The sequence below is a fragment of the Leucobacter sp. NPDC077196 genome (assembly GCF_040687075.1).
Classification (GTDB): domain Bacteria; phylum Actinomycetota; class Actinomycetes; order Actinomycetales; family Microbacteriaceae; genus Leucobacter.
In genome coordinates, this window is record NZ_JBFBML010000018.1 from 1 (window position 1) to 15171 (window position 15171).

General features: G+C 60.6%; 18 protein-coding genes and 1 pseudogene. 5 read left to right on the forward strand and 14 right to left on the reverse strand.

From position 1 onward, the window contains the following. Positions 1-97: 97 nt before the first annotated feature. The 11 genes and pseudogenes from AB0O71_RS13510 to AB0O71_RS13560 all read right to left on the reverse strand — a co-directional run. A pseudogene (locus AB0O71_RS13510) lies at positions 98-511 on the reverse strand (cation transporter); the annotation flags it as partial. Then, positions 508-873 (reverse strand): metalloregulator ArsR/SmtB family transcription factor, encoded by a 366-nt coding sequence (locus AB0O71_RS13515; protein WP_363746157.1) that lies wholly within the window; start codon positions 871-873, stop codon positions 508-510. The pseudogene AB0O71_RS13510 and the gene AB0O71_RS13515, both read right to left, overlap by 4 nt. A gap of 285 nt (positions 874-1158) precedes the next feature. Continuing rightward, entirely contained in the window at positions 1159-1854 is a 696-nt protein-coding gene (locus tag AB0O71_RS13520; protein WP_363746159.1) for a thioredoxin domain-containing protein, read from the reverse strand. Between the two features lie 269 nt (positions 1855-2123). Continuing rightward, positions 2124-2723 (reverse strand): DUF305 domain-containing protein, encoded by a 600-nt coding sequence (locus tag AB0O71_RS13525; protein ID WP_029608090.1) that lies wholly within the window; start codon positions 2721-2723, stop codon positions 2124-2126. Between the two features lie 85 nt (positions 2724-2808). Then, on the reverse strand, positions 2809-3270 hold the full coding sequence (locus AB0O71_RS13530; protein ID WP_363746162.1) for a DUF6153 family protein: 462 nt from the start codon (positions 3268-3270) through the stop codon (positions 2809-2811). A 20-nt stretch (positions 3271-3290) separates the two neighbouring features. Continuing rightward, positions 3291-5363, reverse strand: coding sequence for a heavy metal translocating P-type ATPase (locus AB0O71_RS13535; protein ID WP_081473298.1), 2073 nt, complete (start codon positions 5361-5363; stop codon positions 3291-3293). A 144-nt stretch (positions 5364-5507) separates the two neighbouring features. Beyond that, a complete protein-coding gene (locus AB0O71_RS13540; protein WP_081473297.1) occupies positions 5508-5864 on the reverse strand; it encodes a heavy metal-associated domain-containing protein in 357 nt (118 codons plus the stop codon). 30 nt (positions 5865-5894) lie between these two features. Beyond that, positions 5895-6176, reverse strand: a complete 282-nt coding sequence (locus tag AB0O71_RS13545) for a metal-sensitive transcriptional regulator (protein ID WP_010155301.1) — start codon at positions 6174-6176, stop codon at positions 5895-5897. A 226-nt stretch (positions 6177-6402) separates the two neighbouring features. Then, a complete protein-coding gene (locus AB0O71_RS13550; RefSeq protein ID WP_081473296.1) occupies positions 6403-7176 on the reverse strand; it encodes a M23 family metallopeptidase in 774 nt (257 codons plus the stop codon). A gap of 328 nt (positions 7177-7504) precedes the next feature. Continuing rightward, positions 7505-8344 (reverse strand): F510_1955 family glycosylhydrolase, encoded by an 840-nt coding sequence (locus tag AB0O71_RS13555; RefSeq protein ID WP_363746165.1) that lies wholly within the window; start codon positions 8342-8344, stop codon positions 7505-7507. 273 nt (positions 8345-8617) lie between these two features. Beyond that, positions 8618-9130: a DUF6153 family protein gene (locus tag AB0O71_RS13560; RefSeq protein WP_363746167.1), complete on the reverse strand. Its 513-nt coding sequence runs from the start codon at positions 9128-9130 to the stop codon at positions 8618-8620. 558 nt (positions 9131-9688) lie between these two features. Here AB0O71_RS13560 and nrdH point away from each other — a divergent pair. The 5 genes from nrdH (at position 9689) to AB0O71_RS13585 (ending at position 12055) form a co-directional block, all read left to right on the forward strand. Beyond that, positions 9689-9916, forward strand: coding sequence for a glutaredoxin-like protein NrdH (gene nrdH, locus AB0O71_RS13565; RefSeq protein WP_010155299.1), 228 nt, complete (start codon positions 9689-9691; stop codon positions 9914-9916). A 60-nt stretch (positions 9917-9976) separates the two neighbouring features. After that, positions 9977-10378, forward strand: a complete 402-nt coding sequence (locus tag AB0O71_RS13570) for a hypothetical protein (protein WP_010155298.1) — start codon at positions 9977-9979, stop codon at positions 10376-10378. 15 nt (positions 10379-10393) lie between these two features. After that, positions 10394-10945 carry a thermonuclease family protein gene (locus AB0O71_RS13575; RefSeq protein WP_010155297.1) on the forward strand — a complete coding sequence of 184 codons (552 nt, stop codon included), beginning with the start codon at positions 10394-10396 and terminating at the stop codon, positions 10943-10945. A gap of 169 nt (positions 10946-11114) precedes the next feature. After that, positions 11115-11774 (forward strand): hypothetical protein, encoded by a 660-nt coding sequence (locus tag AB0O71_RS13580; RefSeq protein ID WP_363746171.1) that lies wholly within the window; start codon positions 11115-11117, stop codon positions 11772-11774. Positions 11775-11866: 92 nt separating this feature from the next. Further along, on the forward strand, positions 11867-12055 hold the full coding sequence (locus tag AB0O71_RS13585) for a hypothetical protein (RefSeq protein WP_363746173.1): 189 nt from the start codon (positions 11867-11869) through the stop codon (positions 12053-12055). Positions 12056-12143: 88 nt separating this feature from the next. Here the strand turns inward: AB0O71_RS13585 and AB0O71_RS13590 are convergent, their stop codons facing one another. The 3 genes from AB0O71_RS13590 to AB0O71_RS13600 all read right to left on the reverse strand — a co-directional run bounded on the left by AB0O71_RS13590 (position 12144) and on the right by AB0O71_RS13600 (position 14961). Further along, positions 12144-12656, reverse strand: coding sequence for a hypothetical protein (locus AB0O71_RS13590; RefSeq protein WP_143025973.1), 513 nt, complete (start codon positions 12654-12656; stop codon positions 12144-12146). Positions 12657-12658: 2 nt separating this feature from the next. Next, entirely contained in the window at positions 12659-13378 is a 720-nt protein-coding gene (locus AB0O71_RS13595) for an LPXTG cell wall anchor domain-containing protein (RefSeq protein ID WP_363746175.1), read from the reverse strand. A gap of 86 nt (positions 13379-13464) precedes the next feature. Further along, complete coding sequence (locus AB0O71_RS13600; protein WP_363746177.1) at positions 13465-14961, reverse strand: hypothetical protein; 1497 nt, start codon at positions 14959-14961, stop codon at positions 13465-13467. Between the last annotated feature and the right edge of the window lie 210 nt (positions 14962-15171).

Sequence of the window (15171 nt, forward strand, 5' to 3'; positions counted from 1 at the left end):
GCACCTAGAAGACCCGAAAACGCGCGACAGCACCAGGCCTCCGGAATTGGGTACCAACTGGGTGGACTAGGCGTACCAACTCAGACGATCTGCCACTTCCGAATCCGTAGGTGTAGTGCTTGGTGGCAACGCGTCGGCCGAGCACGAACGCGACCCACAACGGCACGGCGGTCAGGGCGTCGGAGAAGTTATGGATGGTGTCTGCGAGCAGGGCGACCGACCCGCTGACGATGACGACGACGAATTGCAGGATTGTCGTGCCAAGCAGAACGAACAGACTTATCTTGAGCGCCCGCACGCCCTGAGTGCTGGCCTCGAGGGCATCGTCGATGGAGTCGGCGGCATCGTGGCTATGGGGCACGAACAGGCCGTAGAGAAAGCCCTTGATACCGGTCGGATGTGAATGCCCGTGGTCGGGAGGGTGATCGTGCGTGTGCGCGTGGCCGGCCGGCTCATGGTGTCCGTGCTGCGTCGGCTCGTCATGGCCGTGGTGGGTATGGGGCGTGCTCACGTGACGGGCTCGGTCAGCGTGTGGTGGTGTCGAGGTGTTCCGCCGAGGGAGTGCTCGGCTTGGAATATCGCGTCCGAGACGAGCTGACTCGCGTGCTCGTTCTCCAACCGGTAGAACACACGCGTCCCTTCTTGACGGGTCGCCACGAATCGTCCCAGCCGCAACTTGGCCAGGTGCTGCGAGACCGCGGCAGGCGACTTGTCGACAGTGACAGCCAGGTCATTCACCGAGCGCTCCCCCTCTCGAAGGGCGAGGATCAGGCGCACTCGGGTCGCGTCGGCGAGCATCGAGAAGACTTCTACCGCAAGTTCGACGAACTGGCTGTCTGGGTCTCGACCACAAATCGGTTTATCTGCAGGCATACGCAGATTATTGCATTAACCAGTTTCTGATGTGGCGACAGAGGCAGGAATGGCGACGAGCAATTAACGACAGCGAGCGGTCATAGAACATCGCCACTTACCGATCAACTCCACACGCTTGAACGCTGTCAAAAGCAATTACTTATGGCTAAGACGGCCTCAACTTTCACCCCAGCGGATCCGCAATGTGCCGCCCGATAGACGGCCCTCTTACGGGCACCTGGTTCGTGCTATCAGCCGAAGTGCCCGTTGAGGGATCGGCTTACGGGCAAGTTTGGCGTGGCGCTACTCCGCCGAGAGCGCAGCATCGAGCGCGTTGGGTAGGTCCTCTGGGCCTGTGAGCTCGATCGTTCCCCCGTCGAGGAAGAAGGTCGGGGTGCCTGTCACACCGAGGGCTTCACCTGCGTCGAAGTCTTTTTGGACTCGAGCCTTCGTATCAGGGGCCGCAACCGCATTATCAAACCGTTCCATATCGAGGCCGATCTGCTCGGCGTACCCTCGGAATCGTTCGGCCTCGGACTCACGGCCTTCCCCCCATTGCTTCTGTGTTTTGAACATGAGATGGAACATATCCTCGTACTTGCCTTGCTCGGCTGCAGCTTCAACCGCGATGGCGGCGTTCATGGAGTTGAAGTGACCATTGAGGGGGAAGTACCGGACGACGTAGTTAATTCGGCCGTCGTACTTCTCACGCATTTGCTCAATGTATGGGTAGAGAGCACCGCAGGCCTCGCACTCGAAATCCAGGAACTCGACGACGGTGGGCGCATCCGGTCCCGCTGAGTCCAAATAGTGGGAGTCTTCGGCGAGCGTTCGAGCCGCTTTGTCGCCGGTCGGCAACGCAACGGGTTCGGGGCGACTGAGTATGGTCCAAAAAATTGCGATGGCTGCAACAAGCAACACTGCTGGCACGGAGATGATCGCAGCTTTGGTCGACGTACTGAGCGGTCCCCAAAAAGATGGGCGAATCGATTTCTCCAAGATTTCTCCGATGAACACAAGCGGGGGAATGGGACGAGGCGTGGGAGGCCAGAGGGTGTCCCAATCGCAATGCAGCGCCAGAGGGAACCGAATTCTTTTCGGAGACACGGCTTCAGCTAACTAACCTCGCGGCTCCAACAAGCAATCTACTTGCAGTCCGGCCACGGTCGCAGGATCAGCTGACCCTATAGGCCGGAAGGACCGTAGCTCTTGTACGGTCGCCGCGGGGGAGAGTGGGGCGACTAGAAATGGCCGCCCCACCCTATCGTCTATAGAGACGCGAGAATCTCTTCCATCTTCTGAATCTCACCTGTTTGGTCGTCGATGATTTTCTGCCCTAACGCAACGGCATCCGGGTTGGATCCATTGTCAACTTCATCCTGAGCCATATCGATCGCGCCACGGTGATGCTCGATCATCTGCTCAAGGAATAGTCGTGAGGCTTCCGCGCCCGTCGCCTCGTCGAGGGCCTGCATGTCCGTCTCGGACATCATGCCGGCACCATGATCCATGCTTCCCATTTCCGAGGTGTCGGCACCCCAATCTTCAAGCCAGCTTTCCAGCTGTTGGATTTCTGGTGCCTGGGCATCTTTTATCTCGCCTGCGAGCGAGACGACCCGCTCATCAATACCATCTTTGCTGAGTATGGTGTCGGACATTTCGATCGCCTGGCTGTGGTGTTCGATCATCATGCTGGCAAACATGGTGTCTGCTTCGTTTGCTTCCGTGGTTGCGGTTTCTGAGCTACTGGTGCTCCCGTGGTCCATCTCGGTCATGTCACTACTTGTGTCGGTGTTTCCGGCACAGCCAGCGAGGGCGAGCATGGCAGTAAGTGTGATCGCGGCGGTCGCCGCGGTACGAGTTTTCATGAATGGATTCTCCAATTCGCTGAGGATGCTCAATACGAGTGAGCAGAAGAGGGAAATGCCAGCGCTAATGCCGGCTCATCGCTATTCAAGTTCGACTGATTCCGAGCGCCTCCAACGAAGGCGGCGGAAGGGGTCGGATGTGGGCTTTCCATCGCGAGACGCGCGCGCTATTTCCTTCTCGGGACACACTGGTGCGCCAGCTCAAACGGCTTCCAATGAAGAGTGCGACAGTGAGGAGGAGCGCGAGAGCACATTCCATCCAAGTAACGCTGCCAGTGCAATTCATACATCCGTGTGAAGGAGTACCTGCAGGGTCACTGTCCGACGCCGCTTCATCGGCACCAGGGTGGGCGAACCCGACAATGTTCTGCGTTTCCACAGTGGCACTGTGCCGAGCAGGCACGAGGTGCGAATTAAAAGAGTGCATCGCGAGAAGTCCCGCGATCACTCCGACCGTGATGGCGACCATTTTGAAGAGTGCACGAACTCGCGAACGCGAATCACGTACAGGTCCCATCGTGACGACCACAGTCATGTGCACCTCCATCCATTCCAGCGTACGTACTGCTAGCTCGCGAGTTGCTTTCTGGCAACTGCTTCTGGGCGGAGGTCCAGACGGCGCAGTAGTTGGGCGTTCAGGGCCACAACAATCGTGGAAAGTGACATGAGGATGGCGCCTATCGACATCGGAAGCACGAACCCGATAGGGGCGAGGATGCCAGCAGCGAGTGGAACAGAAATGAGGTTGTATCCGGCCGCCCACCACAGGTTTTGTTTCATTTTGCGATAGCTTGCACGCGACAACTCGATGACTGACACCACTGACCGGGGGTCATCGCTTGCGAGAATCACTCCGGCTGATGCAATCGCTACATCGGTGCCAGCACCGATAGCGATTCCGACGTCGGCTTGGGCGAGAGCTGGTGCATCATTTACGCCATCTCCGACCATGGCAACTTTGCGTCCTTCGTTTTGCAGTTCTTTCACTTTGGAGGCTTTGTCTTCGGGCCGTACGCCTGCGAAGTAACGATCAATACCGATATCCGTTGATACAGTCGCGGCGACGGCTTCGGCGTCGCCAGTGATCATCACGACGTCAACGCCGCGATCTCTCAGAGCGGTGACGGCGGCAAGAGACTCGGGCCGAATTTGATCGGCAAGCCGCAGAGCGCCGGCCACTTCTCCCTCGATGAGAACATGCAGGATGATCGCCCCTTCTTTTCGCCACAGTTCAGCAATGGGAAGTTCCTCTACATGTTCCTGCTGCAACAGGTAGGGGCCGCCGACCTGCACGATGCGACCATCGACTCGAGCTCGGACGCCGACAGCCGGCGAAGACTCAAAGTCAGTGGCGTTCGGGATTGCGAGCTCTTTTACCTTCGCTGCGTTCACGATTGCGCGAGCGAGAGGGTGCTCAGAATCGTTTTCTGCTGCCGCCGCGAGGACCAGCAGTGCATCTGAGTCGAGCTGCCCCGTCGGGTGGACAGCCGTTACAGCAGGCGCGCCCTCGGTAAGGGTTCCCGTCTTATCAAACAGCACCGTATCGATCGTCCGCATGCTTTCCAGGGCGAGCCTGTCTTTCACGAGGACGCCTCCTCGTGCAGCTCGCTCAGTGGCAATGGAGACCACCAAAGGAATCGCGAGGCCAAGGGCGTGAGGGCATGCGATCACCAAGACAGTGATCGTGCGAATCACCGCAGCATCAGGTAAACCAACCACGGTCCACACGAGTGCGGTAATTGCTGCTGCGATGAGAGCGAACCAGAACAACCATGCAGAGGCGCGGTCGGCTAGTCGCTGCGCCCGAGACGACGAGTTTTGCGCTTCAGAAACAAGTTTCTGGATACCGGCAAGCGCGGTGTCTTGTCCTACCGCCGTAATTTCAACACGAATGCCTGAATCGGTTGCAACGGTGCCGGCAACGACCTGGTCCCCGACGCTGCGACGAACTGGGTGAGATTCGCCAGTGATCATCGACTCGTTCATGCTGGCGGAACCTTGAATGACTCGCCCATCGGCAGGTACACGCCCTCCCGGGCGGACCACGACGACATCGCCAACTTCGAGATCCTCGGGAGCGATGGTGATGGTGCTCTGCCCTTCGACCTTCTCCGCTTCGTCAGGAAGAAGCGCGGCCAGCGAATCGAGCGCAGAAGTGGTCTGAGCGAGAGATCGCATCTCAATCCAGTGGCCTAGAAGCATGATGACGATCAGTAGCGCCAGCTCCCACCAGAAGTCCAGCTCGTGGTGCAGTATTCCGAGGCTTGCACCCCAGGAAGCGAGGAAAGCGACAGTGATTGCCAGAGCGATGAGGAGCATCATCCCCGGTTTGCGGGCGCGAAGCTCGCTGACAGCGCCCGTGAGGAATGGGGCGCCGCCCCATACATACATGACGGTACCAAGGAGAGGGGATACCCAGCTCACCCACTGAGTCTCCGGCAGCGAATAGCCCAGAAGCATTGAGAACATTGTGGAAAATCCCACGACGGGCACCGCGAGGATGAGCATGAGCCAGAACAGTTTCCGAAACCCTGCGACGTGATCTCCGTGACCCGCGTGGCCTCCGTGATCCGAATGTCCGTGCTCGGAGTGACCGGCTGCAGGAGCCTGATCCCGGTGGCTAACATGCTCGTGCGTCATGTGGCCAGGGGTATTCCCTGACGTGGAAGCGTCACTTGGAAGAGCGCCGTGGTCTGCTGGTTCGCTTTGTTCAGGGTCGAGCTGACTCATTGAAGTCTCCTTCGAACATGCACCTTTTCGGTGACAAATCACGCGTCGAACGCTTCAGGCGTTCTCATTGTCGGAATACCCGACTGCTAGATCAAGCGGGTTTTCAACGGAATATCCAATGTTCTCGATAGCCCCTTGAATCGCGGCAGCGTCGACCGGGGCCGTGGCTTGGAGAGTGACCCGCGAAATACCGCCGGCGTTGAGCTCGACAGAAACGCTCTCGACATTGCTGATACCCGTGAGTTCTTCGGTCACGCTTGCAACGCAGTGGGAACAAGTCATGCCGGATACGAGAATCTTGTTGGTCACTTCGGCCGTCGTTGCACGAGTGGTATCGGAGGTGACCGGCGTCGCACAACAAGCGGAGCCCGAAATGATGGCCACCTGCGGGGCATCGAAACTGTCAATCATAATGTTCTCCTCCGAGTCGAGCGGGTTGGGTTAGGAACGGACCAATCGTGCGATTGCGTCCTGAGCTTCACGGATCTTGTCGGCAGCTACTTGGCCGCCTTCTGCGCTTGCCTCAGCAACGCAGTGGCTGAGGTGGTCGCCGAGGAGCGATAGGGCGACGGTTTCAAGCGCTTTCGTCGCGGCTGAGACTTGCGTCAGAATGTCGATGCAGTATTTGTCGTCGTCAACCATCCGCGCGATTCCGCGTACCTGGCCTTCGACGCGACGCAATCGCTTCTGCAAGTCATCCTTGTTCTGTTCGTAGCCGTTCACATGATGCACTATACCCCCAGGGGGTATAAAATTCAATAGGCGATGCTGGACGCCCATGCCGCCGACCGCTTGTGAGCCTCCCGCTTTGCTTAGCCACCGGAATGCTCGTGCTCGCCCGGAGGTCACGTCCATGCCTCGCAAACGGCTACGAGACTACGGTCGCCCTGGATCCAATGTGGTCCTCTCGGGGCTTGAACCAGAGCGTCGTTGCAAGAGGGCCTTTATCTCACTTTTCGTTCGCTTGGATGTACGGGAGCGGATCGATGGGTTCGCCGTTCAATCGCAGGGCAAGGTGCAAATGAGGTCCGAAGGACATGCCGGTGTTTCCGACTCGACCGGCTTCATCACCTATCTTGACCGTGTCGCCGACCTGATAGGAGTGCGAGTTGGCTTCCATGTGGCAGTACCGGCTCGTGAGGTCTTGCCCATTGATGTTGTGCTGCAGCTTGAGGCCGAATCCGCAACCGTCAGTTGCAAACCCAGCCTCCAAGACGACACCACTCGCGATCGCCCGAATTGATGTGCCTCCTGGCGCTCCAATGTCCTGGGCGTCGTGGAATTGCGCGACGGGCTCGGTGCGATAGCCGAAACTATCGGTATTTGGCCACTGCTCATCGAAGGGGTATCGCACGGATGAGTCAGAGAGCGAACTCGCGTCGACCAGCCCTTTCTCGGCGGTTACGTTCGGCGGCAGGGGGATGGTCTTGATGGAGACTGCTTGCAAGGCATCCGCTACGGGTCCAGCGTCTTCTTCACTGAACAATTTCTGTGGTTGTATCGATGCCTGGGTGGTGAGGGGCTCGGCGGCTGAGCTGTTCAATGGGAAGAGGGTGGCAGTGAGCAGTGCTCCCACACAAACAAATGATGAGGCCGCAGAGACGATACGTTTCCAGGAGCGTTTCGTCGGTAACCCCGAATGAGAGGTTTCATCGGCATCGGTCGAAAGACCGGTGAATGAGGTGTCTTTGGTGCTGATATTCCAGGCAGGGAGCGGTGTCATGTAGGACTCTCCTGAGGGTCCTGGTCTGGTGCGACCGCGCTGCCTGCCAGACGCTCGGGGAGGTGACGTGATCAGACGGCCGTGAGGAGTCAGCTGCTGTGGTCGCACAGTGCCACGGCCGCTACCCGTCCGACTACTTGAGGCGGATGCCGCGCTCTTGGGTGTCTGCTGGGTCTCAGTGGGAAATGAGAAATTCACGAGAACAGTGCTCCGATCGCTGCATATCCTATGACTGCAATAGCTGCCGTCAGCACAAGGATTGCGATGATAAACGCAGTGGAATTTTTGAAGGGGTTCTGATTGGGGTTCATGCGCGTAACTCCGCTCGTTAGCCGTTTCCGGCAATGACTCTGACTTCATCAGTCGCGAGTTCGACCACGCCACGATCATCAACCCAGACCGGAGCGTCATTGAGTGCGATACCGAGGGCTTGTACGGTCCCCTCGGCCTGCGCAATCTGAACCCAGTCCCCTTGCGCGTCGTTTTGCCAGAGAGTTCCTTCAACATCGACCCCGACGAGCGCTCCATTGCTTTTCACCTCAATTGCGTAGAAGAGCGGAGCCTCAGCGACCGGGACAAAGGTGTCTCCATCGTCCGCGCTCTGTTGAAGCCCATCCTTGGTCAATGCGTACACCGATTCGTTTGCCTTCGTGACGTCAACGGCTTCGATCCGGGCCCCTTTCTCCCAGGTGAGGCCAGCATCCGAACTTCTGAGCAGGACTTGCTCCGACGAGCCAACGCCGTAGAGAGTGCCGTCTGTGCTAGCTGTAAGCACGTGAAAATCTTCGACACCATTCATTGACACTGGTTCCCAATTCTTGCCCTGATCATCGCTTCGAATGATGCCCAGGTTTGGGGAACCGAGTTGTTCTGGGGTCTCTGGGCCGGGATGACCCGACGCTATGAAAGCGTCCCCTAGAAGGGTGAATCCCATCGCGTCAAAGTCGTTGCCTCCCACAGGACCATTTACTTTGCCACCGAGGGTGACGGTGAAGATGCCGTTGTGTGTGCCGAGGAGAACGCCCTCGCTTCTGGGGTCGCCCGTGATGGAGTGCACATGCTCGATACGTGGCGGAGACGTATCAGCAGGGGGGTTGCCTGGAGATGCACACCCCACGACAGTGAAAGCTCCAATGGTGAGGATGAAGGCAGCGAAAGATCTCTTCACTATGTTCTCCGAATTTCTACTGAGGCGTAAAACGCCCTAAATCTGTCTGAGCCCAGAGCTGCAAGAAGCTCAGTTCCGCGTCTGGGCATGAATAAGCGCTCGGATACACGTGCAGTGTCCAAAGCAAATTTGGACCGGTGCGCTCGACTCGTTCTTGTTTCAGAGTCAACACGGAACGATGGGTATGCCCAATTTCAACTCGAGAAGAATTGGCCAATACTGGCCGTACCGAGACAGGTCACTCAGAGCGCACGTGCGGTCGCCGGGGTCGATTCAGGTTCGACTGATTGACAGCGAGATAAGGGAGGGCGGCCTGACATAGCGCGCCACAAAAAGGTAAGAAAAGGGCAGAAATATTGCCCTGTGAAGGTTCGTTAGGCGTCTGAAGAGAGGCCGCCTGAGTATGAGCAACCCGATCATCAGAGCTAGAACACACGCCATTGCCAGCATCCCGTGTTCATCGGAATGTCCGACTGGATCGCATTCCACACCACAAGGTGATGAATCGGTGTGCGCCGTACCACTCACCAAGCTTGGGTCTCCGATGCCCGCAGCAGGAGTTAGAACGTCAACACCATGATTCCCCACGCCGTCAGAGAAAGTCACGGCCGAAGGTTGAGCATCCGTGCCTCTGCCGTTTTCCGTGGAGCTGACACTCAGTGTGTGCATCCCTAGGAGGCCGGCAATCACCAAAACGATGAGACCAGCCGCCGCGAACCAGAGATACGCATGAGGCCGGTGGCCTGTGCGTTGCTGCGGAATGGGGTTCACGGTACTCAATTTCATCTCGGACTGCCGTGCACGCTAGCACTTTTATCTGGGTATCTCTAAAGTCAAGAAGCCGAGAGCTACTGGTTCTTGCCAGGCCGATGGCTTAATTGAGCCAGGAAACTTCCTTGACGCAGAATTTGTCAGGGAGGTGGCACGTAGTGTCCATGTGGATGACGAGGGCCACGTAGGCAGCCGCGACGACCATGCCGATCGCGATCAGCACGCTAAGCAACCTCTTCACATTCACCCTTCATTGAATCGTGCGCACGTCATGCGCCTGGAGGAGCCGGCACGGAGGCCGGCTCTTTTCTTCTCGGGCTACGCCCCGTTTTTTGCAGTGAAGCCTTCGGCAGCATACGGCCACTTCGCGTTCCGCCCAACCGGTCGCACCCCCGCTTCGCGGCGTTGCTTGACGGTACACCCTCGCGTGTCTGCGCCACGCAGGGGTGCCCCTCCGGTCGGGCTCCACGCTGCGCGCCTCCGCAGGCACATACGTGCCTTCACGGCAAAAAACGTGAGGGAGGAAATCACGAACAGCGCGGGGTACCGCATCTAGGTCACAGGAGGCACACCATGAACACCATCACTGTGTACACGAAGCCCAGCTGCGTGCAGTGCACCGCGACCTATCGCGCTCTCGACAGCAAAGGGATCGTCTACGACGTCGTGGATTTCTCGACCGACGAAGCCGCGCTCCAGACCGTCAAGGAACTGGGGTACATGCAAGCCCCCGTCGTGGTTACCGACGACGACAACTGGAGTGGGTTTCGACCCGACAAAATCGCCGGCCTCGTTGGCTGATTGAATCATGACATGTGCCCCGCAGTGGGGTAGCTCACCTGAAGAACAAAGGACAGCGATATGGAAGAGCAGACATCGAAGTCAGGGGTGTGGATCCTGCAGCCGACCGAGGAGTGGGACGGCCGCCTTTTGGGCGTTTTCGAATCGGAGAACGACGGGCAGAAGTTCGTCGAAGAACTTGCCGGCACCTTCTCGCCTTCTGAGCCGGTGTTTTTCCCGATTGGATATCGCGTGGGGCGGCCGAGCAGTGGAACCACGAACAGCGACATTGACCATCGGGCAGACAAGCCAGGTGTGTGGATCGCGCAGGCGAGCGACGAATTCGAGGGCCGGATTCTCGGAGTTTTCGCAACAGATGAGGAAGCGTACGAGTACGTCAACGAACTCGGCGACCTCGACCTCTTCCCAGACACTGGGATCGCGTTCGTCCCGATTGGATACCGCGCCGGCTACCGCAACTAGATCACAGGAAGCGCCGTGAACAAGCGCACTGTCACCCGCATCACGAAGCTCGCCGTCACGCTCGTGGCCGTAACGATCGCTGCCTTCATCGCCGCACAGAACATCGACGTCGACGCCCCGGGGAGGAACCCCGGCACTGCGACGAACTCATCGACGCAGCAGGTGGTTGCCGTGATCGACGGAGACACGATCAAGACCGTCGACGCCGAGGGCACCGTGAACCGCGTCCGCATCATCGGCATCGATACCCCAGAAATCGGCCGGGGCGGCACCGTAGACGAACGCTGGGCGCAGGAAGCGCGTACCGCACTCGTCGCGCTGCTCGACGGCCAGGACGTCGACCTCATCAGCGACCCGTCCCAGGGAGACGTCGACCGGTACGGGCGTCTCCTGCGCCACCTGCACACCGACGCCGGCAACGTGGCCGAGCAGCTCCTCGTGCAGGGCGCGGGACACGAGTACACGTACTCCAAGCCTTACGTCGGCCAGGCCGAGTTTCGCAATGCAGAGAACAGCGCCCGCAAAGCTGGAGCGGGACTCTGGGGAGCCTGCACGCCCACGAACTGAGCAGGCTGAGTGGCTGCTCGACTGGCATGTGAACGTTGCGAGCTGTGCTGAATAGCTCGAGGCGGATCGTGATGGGCAAGTGCGCTGAGTGCTGCGTCTAGGTGGTGAGCCCCGAGATCCCGTGCAGCGGATCATCACCGGGGGAGTACCACCAGCGATGGAGACGCAGATGCCAGAAAACGTGAACGCTTATGACTCCGGTTACCGGCTCGAACCCAAGCCCTGGTCGACCGGCGCCGGCGCCGCCTCGGACAACTTCGGCAAAGTCGATTTCACCAACGAATTCGGTGAGACGGTCTTCACCGGATGGATGCAGAAAACCGATGCCGGCTACATCCTCCGCGTCGACGAGCACCAGGACGTCGAACTCGGCTTCGAAACCAGCAGTCAGCGGCAAACCCGCGAGGCGGCGATGATGCTGCTCGCTCAAGAGCTGCAGGTCATCACCGCGCGGCACGAGAAAGCCGTCTCGCTGTACGAGGGAGACCCTGACAGCTTCGGCATCGGCCACTATGTGATCGAGAACACCGCTGACGATCACCGCCTCGCCTTTACCGAGCAGTACATCGGCACCGATTCCTCAGACCCGGACCGCATACCGAACTCGTGGGAGGTCGATCGCTACACCCGTGCTCATGCCGGTGCCGAGTGGGAGCTGCGGGGGACGCGCACCTACGGAACGGACGAAGCCGAAGCGCTCATCGAATTCACGGCCGACTGGGTGAACCACCGTGCCCGCGAACAGTCCACCCACGATGCGCTGCACGCCCCCACCGCACAGGCATCACAGCATCAGAACCTGACGCAGTCAGCGGGGCCGACGTACTGAGTTCAGCGCTCGTCAACCTCGCAGAGCACCCCGGCACGGTTCGCACCGTGCCGGGGTGCTCTGGTCTGTGCGCGTGCATCTATCCTGAGCGTATGCGTGCTGCAGCCCTCATCTACCCGAACGCCGCCACCATTGTTGAAGACCAGCGGCATCTCCGAAAGGCTGACGACTTCGCGAGCGAGCTCATCGAGGGAGCTGAAGCATCCACGTGGGAGGCCGCAAAGATCGCGTGCCCGATCCCAGCAGGTGCGATGCTCCTGAGCTGGCAGCGCATCGACTAGAAACGCCGCTGCCAAACAGCAGAGCGCCCTGCCGCGGTTTTCACCGCGGCAGGGCGCTCTGTCTGTTACGAGAGTGGCTTAGCTCCCTCTAGTACGGGTTCTCCGTGCCGATGTTCTGATCGCCGGGGTCCGCGAGGTCCAGGAGGAAGTCGTCGATGGACGATTCCTTGTGCTCGATCCAGAACTTCGCCCGATTGATCCTGCGCGCGAGCGTCGTGACCTTCTCGTCGTACTCGTCCTCAGTCATCCGTTCCGACTGCACGAGCTCCTCGTACAAGAGCCGCATCGCGTCGTAGCGCAGCTCGGTGCCGTACGGGATCTGCTTCTCAGAGCCCTGCAGCGGCGGCAGGTTCATTCGCTGCGCATCATCGAGGGCCATTTGCAGGCGAGCCGCACGCGCGGCCTTCACTTCCGCGGAGACGGGCTTTGCCCGTTGCCGGGCGGCGAACGTCTCCGCATTACACGGCTTGCATTCTTGGGTCGCCCACCACTTCGCCTTATCCGAACGCAGCGATGCCGCAGTGTCGGAAAGATCCCGCGCATGAGCGTGACCGCACGCGTGCGTGACGATGATGTTGGTCGTTGCAGTCGCCGTGCTCATCGCTACACCGCTGCCTCTGCACCGCGCTTGCGGCGGCCGAACGCGAACAGGGCAGCTCCTGCAGCGAGCGTCGCTGCTGCAGCGGCTCCGAGCCAGCTGGCCGGCTCCCCGCCCGTCGTCGCCAACGCATCAGGGTACGAGATCTGCTGCATGTTCTGATTCGGCGTCTCGGTCCACCCCACCGGAGTGACAGACTCACCGGGCACCACGCCCGGATCCACCGGTGCGACCGGTTCGATCGGATCTGCCGGCGCCACCGGCACCACGGGATCCACCGGGGCGACCGGCACGACGGGATCCACCGGGGCGACCGGGGCGACAGGATCGACCGGCTCGACGGGGTTGACCGGGTCAACAGGTTCGACCGGGTCGATGTGGCCATCACCGGGGAGGGACGGGATGGTCGGGGTTCCGCAGTCGACCGGATCGGCCGGCGCCTCAGGCAGGTCACCGGGGACTACCTTGACGTTCTCTGCCGTCACCGTGTTCTCGGTAGACAGATCCCCTGGGGCGGGGGCGGCATCTTCGGCCACTACGGTCTGGGCGACCGGGGCCGGGGGCGCCGGTGTCGCTTCGCAGTCCTGCGCGTTCGCGAAGACTTCCGTCTCCTGGAACTCGGTGGTCATGGGGGTGTCTGCGATGGTGTCGTCTGCCATCGCCGCGGTCGGGGCGAGGACGATGCCGGCAGCGACTGCTGCAGTGATGAAGGGTCTGATTTTCACGGGGTTCTTCTCCATAAATGTGGGGTGGTGGTCGATGGCCGGCCTCGTGGGAGGTCCGCGCATTCGGGCCGGCTTCATGAGACAGATCACGGGGTCCGCGCACCTGCGTCTGCGGATGCCGGAGCGAGGGAGGCGATCGCGTCGCCGGTACTCACGACGAGATCTCCGTCTGGCGACATCGCCACCAGGGTCACGCTGTCGCCTTCGAGGGGCGTCGCGTCTCCGGTCGGGTTCACGAGAGTGAGCGGGTCTGTCGTCAGGAACCGCTCGCCCACGGTCCCGTCGATGTCGTGGCTGGTTTCGGTGATGGCACCTGTCGTCGCGTCGATCAGCACACCGGCGTACGCGACATGCGCCCCGTCCCGGGTCGATGTCGCTGCCGCTTCTCGGTCAGCAGAGAGGGGGTGGGTCGAAACGGCATCACCGCTCTCGAGCGAGTGGACGGCGACCGTGTCAGTGTCGCCGTCGCTCCACACGACATAGACATGCTTCGTGTCGCCGCTGATCCAGCGAGACACGGACGCAGCGTCTGTGGGCGCGGCGAGGACGGTGTCGCGACTGTCGCTCCCGTCCCTGGCGGTGACGTAGGCGACACCCTTGTTGGTGCCCCAGGTGATCGTGTCGCCGGATGCCGCGACAGGGACAGCACCCTCGGTCGGAACGGTCACGGCGTCGCGTGACGCGTCGGCGTGAATGAGTTCGTACTTTGCCCCGACCTCTGCGACAGCGAAGATCGCGTCGCCGCGAAGCGACACTGTCGCGTCGCCGAGCTTCGTCGTCGCCCACCCTGCCTGGTCGCTTTCGGTGTCGCCCGATACATCTGAGCCAGATCCTTGCCCTGCTGACCAGAGGCGCAGGGTGTCGCCGTCGACGACGAGGGCAGTGTCGCCTGCCCAGTAGGCGCGTGCCGACGTGTCGCCGCCGAGCTCCTGCGTCGCGAGCAGATCTCCGGTCGTCGTGTCCACGATCGAAGCGTCATCCCGGGTCGTGACGAGCAGTGTCGCACCGTCAGCGCTCTCGGCGGTCTCCTCTGCTGTCGCGTCGAAGGTCCAGGCGGGTGTCGCGTTCCAGCCTTCGAGGGTGATCGGTGTCGCCTGCTTCGGCGCTGCGTCGGCCGACGCGACGCTCGGGGGAGTCGAGAGCAGCACCCATGTCGTGATGATCGCGCCCACGATGAGGACCGCGAACGCGCCAGTGATGACCCACGGATGAATCGGCGACCTCCGCGTCGACGTCGACATCGGGGTCGGCTTTGGATTCGCGGCCGCCTCGGCTGTCGCTGTCGCTGTCGTCTCGATGGGTGGTGCATCGACGACGGAAGCAGCCTTGTCGGGTGACGTCTCATCAGCGAAGAGCGTCGCGATCGCCTGAGCACCGTTGAGAGTGTCGTCCGGCCCCTGCGAGAAGACCGTGCCATCAGTTTCAGGCGGCGCCGGGGCGGCACTTGAGACGCCCAGGCGGGAGAGGTCGAGTCCGCAGTTCTTGCAGAGCGCCTCGAGATCGTCGGCGGTGATGATGTTGGGGCAGAGGCAGAACGTGCACTGCACGATCGCGGGCACTGCTGGGGTGGGGTGATCGCTCATGCCCTGTAGATAGGCCGACGCGCGCACCAAGGGGGAGGACGACACCCCCGCCCCGGCTCCTGCCAGCCACGCCGCTATTCACCCATCAGCACACCCGCACCCCACCGTTCGTTTCACTGCGCACACGAACCCCATCTGTACGTGCAGCCCTCCGGCCTGCCACTGCCCGCAGCGCCTCGCGCTGCTCTGTCCGGCTCCATTGCATTTCGC

What these genes read in the sequence shown, in the direction of transcription:
- AB0O71_RS13580 (WP_363746171.1), top strand. Translation starts at nt 11,115, where the DNA reads ATGCCAGAAAACGTGAACGCTTATGACTCCGGTTACCGGCTCGAACCC.
- AB0O71_RS13585 (WP_363746173.1), top strand. Translation starts at nt 11,867, where the DNA reads ATGCGTGCTGCAGCCCTCATCTACCCGAACGCCGCCACCATTGTTGAA.
- AB0O71_RS13600 (WP_363746177.1), bottom strand. Translation starts at nt 14,961, where the DNA reads ATGAGCGATCACCCCACCCCAGCAGTGCCCGCGATCGTGCAGTGCACG.
- AB0O71_RS13515 (WP_363746157.1), bottom strand. Translation starts at nt 873, where the DNA reads ATGCCTGCAGATAAACCGATTTGTGGTCGAGACCCAGACAGCCAGTTC.
- AB0O71_RS13540 (WP_081473297.1), bottom strand. Translation starts at nt 5,864, where the DNA reads ATGATTGACAGTTTCGATGCCCCGCAGGTGGCCATCATTTCGGGCTCC.
- AB0O71_RS13525 (WP_029608090.1), bottom strand. Translation starts at nt 2,723, where the DNA reads ATGAAAACTCGTACCGCGGCGACCGCCGCGATCACACTTACTGCCATG.
- AB0O71_RS13530 (WP_363746162.1), bottom strand. Translation starts at nt 3,270, where the DNA reads ATGGAGGTGCACATGACTGTGGTCGTCACGATGGGACCTGTACGTGAT.
- AB0O71_RS13590 (WP_143025973.1), bottom strand. Translation starts at nt 12,656, where the DNA reads ATGAGCACGGCGACTGCAACGACCAACATCATCGTCACGCACGCGTGC.
- AB0O71_RS13560 (WP_363746167.1), bottom strand. Translation starts at nt 9,130, where the DNA reads ATGAAATTGAGTACCGTGAACCCCATTCCGCAGCAACGCACAGGCCAC.
- AB0O71_RS13535 (WP_081473298.1), bottom strand. Translation starts at nt 5,363, where the DNA reads ATGACGCACGAGCATGTTAGCCACCGGGATCAGGCTCCTGCAGCCGGT.
- nrdH (WP_010155299.1), top strand. Translation starts at nt 9,689, where the DNA reads ATGAACACCATCACTGTGTACACGAAGCCCAGCTGCGTGCAGTGCACC.
- AB0O71_RS13570 (WP_010155298.1), top strand. Translation starts at nt 9,977, where the DNA reads ATGGAAGAGCAGACATCGAAGTCAGGGGTGTGGATCCTGCAGCCGACC.
- AB0O71_RS13550 (WP_081473296.1), bottom strand. Translation starts at nt 7,176, where the DNA reads ATGACACCGCTCCCTGCCTGGAATATCAGCACCAAAGACACCTCATTC.